This window comes from Paenibacillus sp. FSL R10-2788 (assembly GCF_038003885.1).
Lineage (GTDB): Bacteria > Bacillota > Bacilli > Paenibacillales > Paenibacillaceae > Paenibacillus_AQ > Paenibacillus_AQ odorifer.
Genome location: NZ_JBBOQA010000001.1, coordinates 3,808,741 through 3,823,652, shown reverse-complemented (window position 1 = coordinate 3,823,652; position 14,912 = coordinate 3,808,741). Strand labels below are relative to the sequence as shown.

Here is a 14,912-nt window from a genome sequence, read left to right as displayed (position 1 = left end):
GAGAATTTATGAGTTTACTTACAGTAGAAGACGTTTCCCACAATTTTGGGGATCGGACGTTGTTCAAGAACGTGTCTTTCCGGTTGTTACCAGGAGAACATGTTGGAATTGTTGGAGCAAATGGCGTTGGTAAATCGACGCTAATGAATATTTTGACAGGAAAGCTTTTGAAGGATAATGGTAAAGTAGAATGGACCCCTCGGGTGCGTTACGGTTATTTGGACCAACATACGATTCTTACACCAGGAAAAACGATTCGCGATGTTCTAAAGGACGCTTTTCTGCCACTGCTTGAGTTAGAGCAGGAAATGCTGAAGATCACAGAGCAGATGGGTGATGCTTCGCCTGAGGAACTAGAAGTACTACTGGAGCAGATGGGGGACATTCAGGAACAACTGGACATCGGAGATTTCTATCTGATTGATGTAAAAGTGGAGGAAATGGCAAATGGTTTAGGCCTGTCCGTGATTGGGCTTGATCGTGATGTAGCTTCTCTTAGCGGTGGTCAAAGAACCAAAGTACTGCTGGCAAAGCTTTTGCTTGAGAAACCCAATGTACTATTGCTTGATGAGCCTACCAACTATTTGGATGTTGAGCATATCGATTGGCTGACCAACTATTTGAAACAGTACCCATATGCATTTATATTGATTTCCCATGACACTGAGTTCATGAATAAAGTCGTTAATGTCGTTTATCACTTGGAGTTTGGTAAATTGACCCGTTACACGGCGAACTATGAGAAATTCCTTGATATGGCGGAGATGAACAAAAACCAGCATATCGATGCCTATGAGAAACAACAAGATTTTATCAAAAAACAAGAGGACTTCATCCAACGGAATAAAGCGCGTGCTTCAACCTCAGGCCGGGCAAAAAGCCGTGAGAAGCAGCTTGATCGTATGGACCGAATTGATCGTCCTGAAGAAGCTGCTAAGCCGACCTTTAAGTTTAAAGAGAGCCGGGCAAGCGGCAAAACCGTATTCGAAGGAATTGATTTCGAGATTGGTTATGATCGTCCGCTGCTGCCACAGCTAAATATGGTCATTGAACGTGGGGAGAAGATTGCTATTGTTGGCTGCAATGGTGTAGGTAAATCTACACTGCTGAAGACTATTCTGGGAGTGATCCCAACATACAGCGGCAAAACCTATCTTGGGGATTATCTGAACCCTGCATATTTCCAACAAGAAGTGAAAGCAGCTAGTCTTACGCCTATTGAGGATGTCTGGAATGAATTCTCCAGTTTAACTCAGAACGAAGTTCGTGGGCATCTGGCTCGCTGTGGTCTAAAAAATGAACATATTACACGTCCGCTTAGTATGCTGAGCGGTGGGGAGCAAGCGAAGGTGCGTCTTTGTAAGCTTTTGATGCGTGAAAGCAACTGGGTACTGTTCGATGAACCTACCAATCACCTTGACGTTATTGCTAAAGCAGAGCTGAAGCGCGCTTTGCAAGAATATAAAGGCACAGTCCTGCTTGTATCCCATGAACCTGATTTCTATGAAGATTGGGTTACGAAAATTTGGGATGTTGAGCAGTGGTCAGCTGTACAAGTATAGAATAATCATAAATCCGGAGAATAGCAGACATCCTGCTGTTCTCCGCTTTTTGGATATGGGGAGGAGATAATGTATGTTTCATAACGCCGGGCGAGAAGATCGATACTCACGACAGATACGTTTCGCGCCATTTGGTACTGAAGGACAGCAGGGGCTCGCAAAATCAAAAGTGCTTGTGGTTGGTGCGGGTGCGTTAGGTACAGGGATTGCAGAGACATTGGTCCGCTGTGGTGTTGGGCATGTCCTTATCGTTGATCGCGATTATGTAGAGTGGAGTAACCTGCAGCGGCAACAGCTGTATACCGAGATAGATGCACAGGAGCGAGCTCCGAAAGCCATAGCAGCCCAGAACAGACTGCAGCAGATTAATTCTGAGGTTGTCATAGAAGCGCATGTTATGGATGTGCGGAAGGAAGAACTGGAAGGACTCATCTCAGGGGTGGATCTGATTATGGATGGGACCGATAATTTCGATACACGTCTCATCATTAATGATATTGCCCAAAAGAATAATATCCCTTGGATTTATGGAGCTTGTGTAGGAAGCTATGGAATTACATATACGATTTTGCCTGGAGAAACGCCATGTCTTCATTGTCTTTTAGGTACAGTCCCACTAGGGGGAGATACCTGTGATACAGCGGGTATTCTTCCACAGGCCGTGCAATTGGTTACTGCAAATGCTACAGCTGAGGCGTTAAAGCTTCTCGGTAACCGTAAGGACCAATTAAGAAATAAACTGCTCACTTTCGATGTATGGCGTAATGAACATCAAGAAATTGGAGTGAAAAGTGCCAAAAAGGAGAATTGCCCTTCTTGTGGGACTCATCCGATCTACCCTTATCTAACAGCCTTGAATACGGAACGAAGTGATGTGCTTTGTGGTAGGGATACCGTACAAATCCGCCCTGCCCGGCCGCAGAGCCTTAACCTGCAGGAAACAGCCAGCCGCTTGTCTCGTTTAGGAGACGGTGAGGTAGAGAGCAATCCTTATCTAATTTCCTTTAAAGAAGGTCCTTACCGGATGGTGATCTTCGCAGATGGCCGGGCATTGATTCATGGGACGAAGGATATTGCCGCCGCCCGTAGCTTTTATCATCGATATTTCGGTTAAAAAGCAAGATAAACTGATCTTCAGACCATTTCCTAGGAATGGTCTCTTTGCTTTCCGGGGATTCTATATCTATTAATGGGATGCTGATGCATGTCTGATGGATACGGGGGATCTTTGTGAGTGAGCAACTGATATGGTATATGTCTGAGGGAAACGAAAGAGGAGTAGAAGAGCGAATCGCTATAGAAAAAGTGTTTAATGATATCGGTCTGCAAATAACAAAAAGCGAAGATCCCGAAGATCTTCGCTTATCCATTTCTGAAGTAGAACCGGTATTGCTGCTTGCTGATTTAGGCGAGGTGGGAACATGGGAAGGATGGAAAATCATTTCCGCAGTAAGAGATGAGGGAATGATTCTTCCGGTCATGGTGATTTCCGAAGAGCTATCGGGTAACGGAGCGGTTGCGGCCTTTTTAGCCGGGGGGAATGATTTTATGTCAAAACCACTACATACCGGTGAATTCAAATGTAGAATTCTAAATTTATTAACCCTCACGGGTCGGCGTCGAAATTTAAAACATCTGTTAAAGGTGGATGGTTTAATGCTCGATCCCAGCCGCAGGCTGGTCACCCGTGAAGGGATCGAGCTTAAGATGACGCATAAAGAATTCGATCTTTTATATTATCTCGCTGCGAATCGAGGGATTATATGTTCCCGCGAGGAAATACTCAAACAAGTATGGGGATATCAATTCCATGCAGATACCAATGTTGTAGATGTATACATCAGGCATATCCGCTTAAAGATTGATAAAGGGTACCGGAACAAGTTAATTCACACTGTTCGCGGAACAGGATATGTAATGAGGGTGCCCGAAGGCAGCACCACATCCTGAGACTTATTCTCTTTTATAGAAAAGACTCTACTATAGAGCTGTTGTTTACAGTACGCGGCGAGCCTTTAGATAAGTCTTTTTCCATGTACCAGAATTAAGATCAGAAACCGTAACACCTGGTTTACCGTAAGTGTGCAGAATTTTACCGTTTCCGGCGTAAACAGCTACGTGAGTTACATTTTTACCAGTTGCTCTGCTGCCGCTAGAGAAGAATACAAGATCGCCCACACGAAGGTTTGCTTTGGAAACAGAAGTTCCTACTTTTGATTGAGCTGCAGCTGTACGGGGTAATGATACATTATACTTTTTAAAGATATGTTTCATAAATGAAGAGCAATCAAAAACCTTAGTAGTAGAAGTAGATGCTCCGAATTTGTATGGAGTTCCCATATAGTTTTTCCCAAAATTGACAACGCTTTGTCCTTTGGACACCGTAGCGGCTTCGACTTTAGTTGCGCCTACGCCTGTTGCCATCATTGTTCCTAAGCCCATCGTAGTAACCATTCCTATGACAATCGCTTTTTTTATCCATTGTTGTTTATTCATGTTGTAAGTACCTCCAAAGTTAGTATATCAATCTGTCTTGCTGTGTCTTGTCTTGCTTGCCTGATTCGTAGTATAGCAGGTTATCTATGTCATAAAATTTGGTAGAGCAGCAATAAAGTGAGGCTGGGCCTAGGTTGTAAACGTTTTATTAAAAATTCATTAAAAGTTACAAAAAATTAATAACTTGATATTTTGGACAATAAAATAAGCCGTAAACCCCTTGATATATAAAGGATTTATCGGCTTTTTGATTTTAAAACAAAAGTTACAAGGATGTTTCTATATCACTATGTATTTAGTCTTTGCTCTGGATAATCAGCAATAATCCACTACGTATTCTAACTGTTCCAGTGGAGGAAATCAGTTTGTTGCTTACACCTAGAGATTGGCCTAGCTTTAAAGTGGCGTCATTCAAAGGATATTGAAATCCTTCTAATGTAATCCCTGTTACTTCAGGAGTTAATGGAAGCAAAGATACATAGGTGTAGCCCAAATCTTCAATGACTGTTTGGGATCCGGTAAGTGTCACATAGTTATTAGAATCCATGACGTAGCAATTGATTTGACGTTGCAGAGCCCTTGTCATCATTTGAATGCTGGCTAAGGAGTGGTCAATTCGAGTGCCTGTAACTCCTAATAGTAAAATAGAATCAGGTTGCTGATTCATCGCAATATCGAGCGCCATCTCACTGTCGGTTAAATCCTTGTTTACGGCATCACAAGTGATGGTTTTTTTACTTTTGGATTGAATATCCTGAAAAGCTTCAGGCGATACAGAATCAAAATCACCTACTGCAATATCTGGTATATATCCATGTGAGATTAGGAATAATGCACCCCGGTCCGCACCGATAATAAAATCTTCTTCATCTAATAGAGCGAAATAATCCGGAGATAGTTCTCCACCGGCAAAAATAACGACACGTTTGGATGGCATAACATCCATTCCTCCTCTAAAACTCTAGTTGGTTATCCTGTCCCAGTATAATGCAGATTGAAAAGTTGCACAATTGACCAAGACAACGCTAAAATGATAGTGTGCGATTTTTTATGTGCATAAATTCATATTTACTTATGTTTTAATAATTGGGAGGTGAATGAAATCGTAAACGTGCTATTTGTATGTCTGGGTAATATTTGTCGCTCACCAATGGCGGAGGCAGTTCTGCGCCATAAGATTGATGAACAAGAGCTTTCACATAAGATTCTGGTTGACAGTGCGGGAACTGGAGATTGGCATATTGGTAAGGAACCGCATGAAGGGACTAGACGTATACTTGATCAAAACATGATTAGTTATGCAAATATGGCAGCGCGTTTGGTCAGTAGCGAGGATTTTCAGAAGTTTGATTATATCGTTTGTATGGACAAGTCTAATGGAGAGAATGTTCGAAAGGTTCCTGGTGGGGAAGAGGCTAAGCTTTTGTTCTTCATGGATTTATTGCCTGAGGAAGAATTGAGAGAAGTGCCAGACCCTTATTTTACAGGGGATTTTGAGCAGGTATATGATTTAATCAATGCAGGCTGTGACGTTTTGCTTGAAATGGTGATAAGAGAAAAGCTGTAACCCGGTTGGGTTCCAGCCCTCTCTGATTAGTATTAAAGTAAATTAAGGAAATTCGCTGGATTAAACTGTAAGCGCAAACACGGCTGAAATCTACATACGTTCTTTAGATGTTCATTTTTTGCTTCTATCAATAAGGCATTATGTGTTTAAAAAATAGAGTAGAGATTCAGGGAGTTCCTTTTGCCAAAAGCCCCAGAGATGACGACCGTCTTTCTCACGGTAGGATACGGTAGCTCCACGTGCTTCAAGCAACGCTTTTGTTTCTCTGTTCATCTGAACAAAATCATAGGTCCCTGTATCAGTCTGGTAATCTGTTTCCTGCAGTCCAACGACCATATTAATGTTAAGCCAGGCGAGATCTTCTTCTTTTGCCAGCATGGCTTGTGATTCGGGATAGAATGCACCGGATAGGCTGATGATACGTGTGAAGATAGCTGGATAAGCAAGTGCGAGATGGAGGGAGACGCTGCCTCCAAGGGAATCGCCGGCTAAGATTCGTTCTTCGGGTGTACGGCGTACGGGATAATTTTTTTCAATGAAGGGAATAATCTCTTCGGAAAAGCAAGATAGGTACTGCTTGAATCGGCTGCCGAACGGAGCGTATTCTTGAGTCCGAACAGCGACGTTAACTTCTACACCGACGATAATGAAGGGCTCGACATCTTCTTCTATAATAAGTTGTCCAGCAAGTGTAGCAATGCGTCCAAAGTTGAAAAATTCTTCTCCGTCTTGGCAGTACACCACGGGGTAACTGAGAACTTCATTGTAGCCTGGGGGCAGATAGATACGTAATTTACGTTCCTCCTGCAGATGTTCACTCCAAAGCGTTTCTTTTACAATTGTGCGTTTCAGAAAAACAGAATCGCTCATCGTTGTCACGTCACCTTTCTTGTCGAATTTTGCAATACACACAGGGTTACGCTAAAATTATTAAATGTGTAACTGTGTTATTAATCATTTACTTGTTGGAAAAGTGTTAAACTGTTATATTAAATTATCTCACCTGTTATACATACAAAATTTAAAGAAATATAAATTTTATATGTATTTCTTTGACGAAAGTAACTAAACAGGTGTATAATAATATTATAACAGAGGCAGCTGATATTCAAATTTTTTTATTGAGGTGAAGATAATGAGTAAAGTTCCTTATGAAGTGTATACAGAGGACGTCGAGGCTCTATCGGTACTTTCCCCGGATGGAGAAATTATCAATAAGGATAAGATGCCAGATTTAACTGACGATCAACTGAAAGAAATTATGTATCGTATGGTATTTACCCGTACTTGGGATGATCGTGCAGTAAACCTTGGCCGTCAAGGTCGTCTTGGTTTCTACGCACCGGTATCCGGTCAAGAAGCTACCATGATTGGTAGTGAGTTCGCTTTGGAGAAAGAAGACTTCTTATGCCCAGGCTACCGTGATATTCCGCAGCTAGTATGGCACGGACTTCCATTGTACCAAGCTTTCTTATATTCCCGTGGTCACCAACATGGTGGAGCTATTCCTGATGGTGTTAATGTATTGATGCCACAAATTATCATTGGTGCGCAAATCCTGCACGCTACTGGTATTGCTATGGGCTTCAAATTGAAAAAACAAAAGAGTGTTGCAATTACTTACACTGGTGATGGCGGTTCTTCAGAAGGTGACTTCTACGAAGGCTTGAACTTTGCTGGTCGTTTTAAACTGCCTGTAATCTTCTTTGTTCAAAACAATGGTTACGCGATTACGACTCCGTTCGCTAAACAAACGGCTTCCAAATCGATCGCTCACAAAGCGGTTGCAGCTGGTATTCCAGGGATTAAGGTTGACGGTATGGACATCTTTGCAGTAATCAGTGCTGTACGCGATGCTGCTGAACGTGCACGCAACGGCGAAGGTGCTACATTGATCGAAGCTGTAACTTACCGTTTCCGTCCACACTCCCTTTCTGACGATGCAAGTAAATATCGTTCGAAAGAAGAAGAAGGACAATGGAGTGAAAAGGATCCAATCGCCCGTCTTGCCAAGTATTTGGAGAAGAAAGGTCTTTGGACTGAAGAAGATACACTGCGCGTGAAAGATGAAGCGAAAGCTACTGTTAACGAGCAGATCAAAAAAGCTGAACAAACCGAAAAAATGACAATACCTGGCTTGATCGACAGCATGTTCGAAGTAACACCTAAACATCTGGAAGAGCAAAAAGCCGATTTTGAATAAGGGGGATATCAGGCAATGGCACAAATGAATATGAAAGAAGCGATCCGCGACGCGATGCGCGTTGAACTGAATCGTGACCCTAACGTTCTTATCTTCGGAGAGGATGTTGGTAATGTAGGTGGCGTTTTCCGTGTAACAGAAGGTCTGCAAAAGGAATTTGGCGAAGATCGTATTTTTGATACACCACTAGCTGAGTCCGCTATCGGCGGTCTGGCATTTGGTCTTGGTGTACAAGGCTTCCGCCCAATTGCAGAAATTCAATTCGTAGGTTTTATCTTTGAAGCTCTGGATCAGATCGTTGTTCAAGCGGCACGTCTGCGCTGGCGTTCTGGCGGTAAATATAATGCTCCAGTAGTATTCCGTACTCCTTTTGGTGGCGGAGTTAAGGCTGCTGAGCTTCATACTGACTCACTCGAAGGTTTGATTGCACAAAGCCCAGGGATTAAAGTTGTAATTCCTTCAAACCCATATGATGCTAAGGGACTTTTAATCGCGTCTATCCGCGACAATGACCCTGTATTCTTCATGGAGCACTTGAACCTTTATCATGCATTCCGTGCTGAAGTGCCAGAAGGTGAATATACAGTTGAACTTGGTAAAGCGAACGTAGTACGTGAAGGTTCTGACGTTTCGATCATTACTTACGGGCTGATGGTACATACAGCTACCAAAGCAGCCGAGCAACTCGAAAAAGAAGGCGTTAATGTTGAAATTATCGACCTTCGTACTGTAAGTCCGATCGACATCGACACTATTGTAGCGTCTGTGAAGAAGACTAACCGTGCTATCGTGGTGCAAGAAGCACAAAAGAGTGCGGGTGTAGCTGCTGAAGTTATCGCACAAATCAATGAAAAAGCTCTACTGCACTTAGAAGCTCCTGTGCTTCGTATCGCAGGTCCTGACACTATATATCCATTTGCACAAATTGAAGATACATGGCTTCCAAACCCTGCGCGTATTATTGCAGGCGTGAAGAAAGTTTTGGAATTCTAAATATTTTTACGAGAAACAGTTGTCATCCATATGGATGACAACGTTGTTTCATCTTATAAAGTTTAAATCATAAGGTTAGTCCCAATTTCACGAGGAGGTTTTCAAAGTGGCAAAGTTTGAATACCGATTTCCTGAACTAGGTGAAGGTCTGCATGAAGGTGAAATCATCAAAATGCATATCAAAGCCGGTGACAAGGTAACGGATGATGATATCGTAATGGAAGTTCAAAATGACAAGGCGGTAGTTGAGGTGCCTTGCCCAGTAAACGGTACTGTATTGGAAGTTCTGACAAAAGACGGTCAAGTATGCCGTGTTGGTGAAGTAGTAGCTATTATCGAAGCAGAAGGTGACGTGCCTGATCAAGAGGGTGCTGCTACTGAAGCTCCTGCTGCCGAAGCACCAGCTGCACCAGCTGCTCCAGCATCTAACAAAGCATCGAATTTTGAATATCGCTTCCCTGAGCTGGGTGAAGGTCTGCATGAAGGTGAAATCATCAAAATGCATATCAAAGCCGGTGACAAGGTAACGGATGATGACATCATCATGGAAGTTCAAAATGACAAGGCGGTAGTTGAGGTTCCATGTCCAGTGAATGGTACTGTATTGGAAGTTCTGACTAAAGATGGCCAAGTTTGCCGCGTAGGCGAAGTTGTTGCTATTATCGCTGCTGAAGGCGACGTTCCTGAACAAGAAGGTCATGCATCTGCTGAAGCTGATGCAGCAAAAGGAAGTGCAAACACTACTTCTTCCCCTGCAGCAACAAGCCCTGCTGATGCTAAAGAAGGCGGATCTGCAGGTGTAACACCAGCTCCTGACCGCGATGTATTGGCTACACCAAGCGTTCGCAAATTTGCTCGTGAGCAAAAAGTGGATATTTCCAAAGTGAACGGAACTGGAAAAGGTGGCAAAATCATTCGTGAAGACGTAGAAGCCTTCTTGAAAGGTGGTTCTACACCTGCGGCTCCTGCAGCAGCAGCGGCGTCTGAAGCTCCTAAGGCTGCTAAGACCGAAGCTAAAGCAGCACCTGCAGCAGCTAGCGGTAACGTTAGTCTTGAAGAAGAACGTGTACCATTCAAGGGTATTCGTAAGGCGATCTCCAACGCAATGGTTAAATCGGCTTACACTGCTCCGCACGTAACCATCATGGATGAAGTAGATGTTACTGAACTGGTAGCATTCCGTACGCGTATGAAACCTATTGCTGAGAAAAAAGGCGTTAAGGTTACTTACCTTCCATTCATCGTTAAGGCTCTTGTTGCAGCTTCCCGTCAATTCCCAGCACTTAATGCTATGATTGATGAAGAAGCAGGCGAAATTGTCTACAAGAAATACTACAATATCGGTATCGCTACTGATACACCAAACGGTTTGATCGTTCCAGTTATCAAAGACGCTGACCGTAAGAGCATTTGGATGATCGCTAGCAGCATCACTGACTTGGCTGTTCGTGGCCGTGACGGTAAATTGTCTGCTAACGAAATGAAGGGCAGCACGATCTCCATCAGTAACATCGGTTCTGCTGGCGGTATGTTCTTTACTCCAATCATCAACTTCCCTGAAGTGGCTATCCTCGGAACTGGCCGTATCAGTGAAAAAGCAGTTGTGAAAAATGGTGAAATCGTAGTTGCTCCAGTAATGGCGTTGTCACTCAGCTTTGACCACCGTATTATCGATGGTGCGACTGCTCAAAACTTTATGAACTACATTAAATCGCTGCTCAATAATCCTGAGCTGCTGGTTATGGAGGTATAATTATGGTAGTAGGAGACGCTTCACTAGATATTGATACATTGGTCATTGGTGCAGGTCCTGGTGGGTATGTGGCGGCAATTCGTGCCGCCCAGCTCGGCCAAAAAGTCCTCATCGTGGATAAATCGGAACTCGGCGGTGTATGTTTGAACCGTGGATGTATTCCTTCTAAAGCCTTGATCGCTGCTGCACATCAATTTGAATCTGCACAGCATGGTGAAGTTTTCGGCGTTACAGCTGAGAATGTTAAAGTGGATTTTGCCAAAACTCAAGAGTTCAAGAACAGCGTAGTTAAAAAAATGACTAGCGGTGTGACTAGCTTGATGAAGGGCAACAAAATTGAAGTATTTAACGGCGAGTGCATGTTTATCAGCGACACAGAAGCACGTGTGTTCAATGATCATGAATCTCCACGTTACCGCTTTAAACACTGCATCATTGCTACAGGTTCCCGTCCAATTGAACTTAAACCTTTCCCATTCGGCGGACGTATTCTGTCTTCGACTGAAGCTCTGGAACTTCCAGAAATTCCGAAGAGCATGATCGTAATCGGTGGTGGATACATCGGTGCCGAGCTTGGTCAAATGTACTCTAAATTTGGCACTAAAGTAACAATCATCGAAGGTTTGGATACTGTACTTCCAGGCTTCGATAAAGATATGACTCGTCTTGTTGCGAAAAACATGGCTAAAACTGGCATCGAAATCGTAACTAACGCTAAAGCTGAAAGTGCTGTTCAGAACGACAAAGAAGTAACCGTGAAATACTCTGTTGGTGGCGAGTCCAAAGAAGTTACAGCAGATTACTTGCTTGTTACTGTAGGTCGTCGTCCTAACACTGACGGTGAACTTGGTCTGGACCTGATCGGTCTTGAGCTCGACGAGCGCGGATTGATCAAAGTTGATCACCAAGGACGCACAAGCATTCCTACCATCTTCGCTATCGGCGACGTTGTTCCAGGTCTTGCTTTGGCTCACAAAGCTTCTTACGAAGGTAAAATCGCTGCAGAAGCAATCGCAGGACTTACATCTGTTGTTGACTACAAAGTCATCCCAGCTGTTGTATTTACAGATCCTGAGTGCTCAAGCGTTGGTTTGACTGAGAAAGAAGCAAAAGACAAAGGCTACAAAGTGAAAAGCGGCAAATTCCCATTCGCAGGAAATGGTCGCGCAGTATCTTTGAACAGCCCAGAGGGCTTCATCAAAATTGTTGCTAACTCCGAGAACAATTTGGTACTGGGAGCTCAAATCGTTGGTATCGAAGCATCCAATTTGATCGCTGAACTTGGTTTGGCAATCGAAATGGGCGCAACGCTTGAAGATATCGCCTTGACTATTCATGCGCATCCAACCCTTGGCGAAATCGTCATGGAAGCTGCTGAATTGGTTGAAGGTCACCCAATTCATGTAATGAAATAATTTTTCTCCAAAATTGCTCTAGCAGGCAACAGAAAGGCGGACGCAAATGCGTTCCGCCTTTTTTTGTGTTTTCCACTTTTTTGAAAAGAGATATACTGGAAGGAAGAGTAATTACCTAATCTGTAATTCATGAATATAGGGAGGTTCAATGATGAGAGCTGATAAATTAAAGCCTGGAGATGAGCTGCGTATTATCTCTCCTTCCAGAAGTTTGTCATTAATCGATGCTCAGCAAAGAAAAATTGCCAAAGAGCAGCTTGAACGGTTAGGTTTTCGGATATCCATTTCAACAAATTCTTTTGAGACGGATGATTTTGTTTCCTCTTCTATTGATTCGAGAATTGAGGATTTGCACGAAGCCTTTTTAGACCCCAAAGTGAAAGGAATATTAACGACCATTGGAGGCTTCAATAGTAACCAGCTGCTGCGTTATATAGATTATTCAATCATTGCGGAGAATCCAAAGCGCTTATGTGGTTATTCGGATATTACTGCACTAAGTAATGCGATTTATGCTCAAACAGGATTAGTTACATACTCCGGGCCGCATTTTTCCACATTTGCGATGCTCCACGATAATGAATATACCATCGAATATTTCCGCAGGCTGATGATGGACAATAAAGAAATTCTCGTGCAGCCTTCCAGGCATTGGAGTGATGATGAGTGGTATCTGGATCAGGAAAACAGGATATTTATTAAAAATGAAGGTCCGTTCATTATCAATGATGGGGAAGCGAAAGGAACGATTATTGGTGGCAATTTATGCACTTTAAATCTTTTGCAGGGAACAGAGTATATGCCTAGTTTAAAAAATTCTATTTTGTTCATCGAGGATGATTATGAGTCAGCACCTGCAACCTTTGATCGAGATCTGCAATCCCTAATTCATCAGCCTGAGTTTGAAGAGGTCAAAGGGTTGGTGATCGGCAGATTCCAAAAAGAATCGCGTATGTCAAAGAAGCTGCTAACTACAATTATCCGCTCAAAAGAAGAATTATCTGATATTCCTGTGATCGCAGACGTGGACTTTGGACATACATCGCCGATGATTACCTTTCCTGTGGGTGGACAAGCAAACGTTCGTGCTTATGGGGCCAGAGTGGAGCTTAGGATAGCGGAGTAGAGATACACTTGCTGAACCAATCCTTTATAATTGAATATGTAACCCGATTATTAAATATATTTAAAAATTATCTTACCTTCTACAAAATTCGGATTTTTCAGATATAATATATGAGGTGTAATATTACGGAGGTGCAGTACATTGACGAATGAGTTAGAACAAACCTATTTGAATTTTTTACGATATATTTTAGATCATGGTGTAAAAAAAGAAGATCGTACAGGAACTGGTACAATTAGTGTTTTTGGTTATCAAATGCGATTTGATTTATCAAAAGGGTTCCCGCTGTTTACAACAAAACGTACACCGTTTCGCTTAATTGCAAGTGAGTTATTGTGGTTTATTAAAGGCGATACCAACATTCGTTATTTATTGAAAAATAATAATCATATTTGGGATGAATGGGCTTTTAAAAGATGGGTTGAATCAGACGAATATGTTGGCCCGGATATGACAGACTTCGGGAATCGTTGTTTAGTTGATGAAGATTTTAATCAAGTGTATCAAGCAGAGATGAAATCATTCTGTGATCGTGTCTTAGAAGATGATGAGTTTGCTGCGAAATATGGTGAGCTAGGGAATGTTTACGGTAAGCAATGGCGGAATTGGACATCTTCTACTGGTGAATCAATTGACCAATTACAAGACGTTATTCATCAGATCAAAACAAATCCTGATTCTCGGCGTTTAATCGTGAGCGCATGGAACCCGGAAGATGTTATAAATGCCGGAACAAAAGGAAGTAAAGCTGCGTTACCGCCCTGCCACGTTATGTTCCAGTTCTATGTTGCAAATGGTAAACTAAGCTGCCACTTGCTGCAACGCAGTGCTGACTCCTTTCTCGGGGCAAACTTCAATATTCCATCTTACTCATTACTTACGCATTTAATTGCATATGAATGTGGTCTAGAAGTAGGTGAGTTTGTATACAGCATTAGTGATGCGCATATCTATTCAAACCATGTTGAGCAAGTGAAAGAGCAATTATCAAGAGAATTAAGAGCATTGCCTACACTGGTTATTAATTCACAGAAGAAATCAATTTTTGATATTGAACTGGAAGATCTGGTCATTGAGGGGTACAATCCGCATCCTTCGATAAAAGCGCCGATCGCAGTATAGCGTAATTGTTATAAATTAAGATTCGCAAATATAATTTCTGGCAGCGTAGTTTTTTAATTTAGTATGAAGGAAGGAGGGAACTTCATGAGTATTAGCTTAATATGGGCAATGGGTGCCAATCATGTCATAGGAAAAGATAACGATATGCCTTGGCATTTACCTCTGGATTTTGCTTATTTCAAAGCAGAAACATTGGGCAAAAGAATGCTAATGGGCCGCAAAACATGGGATTCGCTCGGAGGCAAGCCCTTGAAGGGCAGAACGAGCCTAATTCTAACTAGGGATACTGATTATTCAGCTGAAGGTGCAGTGGTTCTACACACGCTTGAAGAGGCTCTCAGCGAGGGTAGAAAAGAAGATGAGCTGATGGTGATCGGTGGTGCAGAAATTTATCGCTTGATGCTGCCGTATGCTGACAAGCTAATGTTGACGCAGATCGATCAGGATTTTGAAGGAGATACCCGGTTTCCTGAGATTGACTGGAGGATGTGGAAAGAGGTCTCCAATATCAAGGGAATTCGTGATGAGAAGAATCCGTATGATTACCGTTTCCTTGTTTATGAACGTACGGAATAGCAATAAAACGTTTTCTCTGACATAACATGTGAAATAGTACAAATAATCAGTAGATTTATCCATTACTGTGCAAAAGTGATGAATGTTACTATAATTAAA

The 14,912-nt window shown here is 42.5% G+C and carries 14 protein-coding genes; 11 read left to right on the top strand and 3 right to left on the bottom strand.

What is annotated here, in order from left to right; genetic code table 11:
• Positions 1 to 8: 8 nt before the first annotated feature.
• From NSQ50_RS16940 to NSQ50_RS16930, 3 genes are all read left to right on the top strand, one after another.
• On the top strand, positions 9 to 1,562 hold the full coding sequence (locus NSQ50_RS16940) for an ABC-F family ATP-binding cassette domain-containing protein (RefSeq protein ID WP_036687697.1): 1,554 nt from the start codon (positions 9 to 11) through the stop codon (positions 1,560 to 1,562).
• A 73-nt stretch (positions 1,563 to 1,635) separates the two neighbouring features.
• A complete protein-coding gene (locus NSQ50_RS16935) occupies positions 1,636 to 2,676 on the top strand; it encodes a ThiF family adenylyltransferase (RefSeq protein ID WP_076223829.1) in 1,041 nt (346 codons plus the stop codon).
• 116 nt (positions 2,677 to 2,792) lie between these two features.
• Entirely contained in the window at positions 2,793 to 3,512 is a 720-nt protein-coding gene (locus tag NSQ50_RS16930) for a response regulator transcription factor (protein ID WP_076103939.1), read from the top strand.
• A gap of 45 nt (positions 3,513 to 3,557) precedes the next feature.
• On the opposite strand, the gene NSQ50_RS16925 is transcribed toward NSQ50_RS16930, so the two are convergent.
• Entirely contained in the window at positions 3,558 to 4,058 is a 501-nt protein-coding gene (locus NSQ50_RS16925; protein WP_036687694.1) for a C40 family peptidase, read from the bottom strand.
• A gap of 295 nt (positions 4,059 to 4,353) precedes the next feature.
• Positions 4,354 to 4,995: a thiamine diphosphokinase gene (locus NSQ50_RS16920; protein ID WP_036687693.1), complete on the bottom strand. Its 642-nt coding sequence runs from the start codon at positions 4,993 to 4,995 to the stop codon at positions 4,354 to 4,356.
• Between the two features lie 165 nt (positions 4,996 to 5,160).
• Between NSQ50_RS16920 and NSQ50_RS16915 the strand changes: the two genes are divergently transcribed.
• The gene (locus tag NSQ50_RS16915; RefSeq protein ID WP_076144776.1) at positions 5,161 to 5,625 is read left to right on the top strand and encodes a low molecular weight protein-tyrosine-phosphatase; all 465 of its coding nucleotides are present in this window, start codon (positions 5,161 to 5,163) and stop codon (positions 5,623 to 5,625) included.
• 138 nt (positions 5,626 to 5,763) lie between these two features.
• On the opposite strand, the gene NSQ50_RS16910 is transcribed toward NSQ50_RS16915, so the two are convergent.
• On the bottom strand, positions 5,764 to 6,495 hold the full coding sequence (locus tag NSQ50_RS16910) for an alpha/beta hydrolase (protein WP_036687691.1): 732 nt from the start codon (positions 6,493 to 6,495) through the stop codon (positions 5,764 to 5,766).
• A 265-nt stretch (positions 6,496 to 6,760) separates the two neighbouring features.
• Between NSQ50_RS16910 and pdhA the strand changes: the two genes are divergently transcribed.
• From pdhA to NSQ50_RS16875, 7 genes are all read left to right on the top strand, one after another.
• Positions 6,761 to 7,828 carry a pyruvate dehydrogenase (acetyl-transferring) E1 component subunit alpha gene (pdhA, locus tag NSQ50_RS16905; protein WP_036687689.1) on the top strand — a complete coding sequence of 356 codons (1,068 nt, stop codon included), beginning with the start codon at positions 6,761 to 6,763 and terminating at the stop codon, positions 7,826 to 7,828.
• A 15-nt stretch (positions 7,829 to 7,843) separates the two neighbouring features.
• Complete coding sequence (locus tag NSQ50_RS16900) at positions 7,844 to 8,821, top strand: alpha-ketoacid dehydrogenase subunit beta (protein WP_036687687.1); 978 nt, start codon at positions 7,844 to 7,846, stop codon at positions 8,819 to 8,821.
• Between the two features lie 106 nt (positions 8,822 to 8,927).
• The gene (locus tag NSQ50_RS16895; protein WP_036687686.1) at positions 8,928 to 10,574 is read left to right on the top strand and encodes a 2-oxo acid dehydrogenase subunit E2; all 1,647 of its coding nucleotides are present in this window, start codon (positions 8,928 to 8,930) and stop codon (positions 10,572 to 10,574) included.
• A gap of 2 nt (positions 10,575 to 10,576) precedes the next feature.
• Complete coding sequence (gene lpdA, locus NSQ50_RS16890; protein WP_036687684.1) at positions 10,577 to 11,989, top strand: dihydrolipoyl dehydrogenase; 1,413 nt, start codon at positions 10,577 to 10,579, stop codon at positions 11,987 to 11,989.
• A gap of 151 nt (positions 11,990 to 12,140) precedes the next feature.
• Positions 12,141 to 13,115, top strand: a complete 975-nt coding sequence (locus NSQ50_RS16885) for a S66 family peptidase (RefSeq protein WP_036687682.1) — start codon at positions 12,141 to 12,143, stop codon at positions 13,113 to 13,115.
• Between the two features lie 141 nt (positions 13,116 to 13,256).
• Positions 13,257 to 14,237, top strand: coding sequence for a thymidylate synthase (locus NSQ50_RS16880; protein ID WP_036687680.1), 981 nt, complete (start codon positions 13,257 to 13,259; stop codon positions 14,235 to 14,237).
• A gap of 84 nt (positions 14,238 to 14,321) precedes the next feature.
• Positions 14,322 to 14,813, top strand: a complete 492-nt coding sequence (locus NSQ50_RS16875) for a dihydrofolate reductase (RefSeq protein ID WP_036687679.1) — start codon at positions 14,322 to 14,324, stop codon at positions 14,811 to 14,813.
• Positions 14,814 to 14,912: the final 99 nt, after the last annotated feature.

What these genes read in the sequence shown, in the direction of transcription:
- NSQ50_RS16925 (WP_036687694.1), bottom strand. Translation starts at nt 4,058, where the DNA reads ATGAATAAACAACAATGGATAAAAAAAGCGATTGTCATAGGAATGGTT.
- NSQ50_RS16935 (WP_076223829.1), top strand. Translation starts at nt 1,636, where the DNA reads ATGTTTCATAACGCCGGGCGAGAAGATCGATACTCACGACAGATACGT.
- NSQ50_RS16875 (WP_036687679.1), top strand. Translation starts at nt 14,322, where the DNA reads ATGAGTATTAGCTTAATATGGGCAATGGGTGCCAATCATGTCATAGGA.
- lpdA (WP_036687684.1), top strand. Translation starts at nt 10,577, where the DNA reads ATGGTAGTAGGAGACGCTTCACTAGATATTGATACATTGGTCATTGGT.
- NSQ50_RS16940 (WP_036687697.1), top strand. Translation starts at nt 9, where the DNA reads ATGAGTTTACTTACAGTAGAAGACGTTTCCCACAATTTTGGGGATCGG.
- NSQ50_RS16920 (WP_036687693.1), bottom strand. Translation starts at nt 4,995, where the DNA reads ATGCCATCCAAACGTGTCGTTATTTTTGCCGGTGGAGAACTATCTCCG.
- pdhA (WP_036687689.1), top strand. Translation starts at nt 6,761, where the DNA reads ATGAGTAAAGTTCCTTATGAAGTGTATACAGAGGACGTCGAGGCTCTA.
- NSQ50_RS16885 (WP_036687682.1), top strand. Translation starts at nt 12,141, where the DNA reads ATGAGAGCTGATAAATTAAAGCCTGGAGATGAGCTGCGTATTATCTCT.
- NSQ50_RS16900 (WP_036687687.1), top strand. Translation starts at nt 7,844, where the DNA reads ATGGCACAAATGAATATGAAAGAAGCGATCCGCGACGCGATGCGCGTT.
- NSQ50_RS16910 (WP_036687691.1), bottom strand. Translation starts at nt 6,495, where the DNA reads ATGAGCGATTCTGTTTTTCTGAAACGCACAATTGTAAAAGAAACGCTT.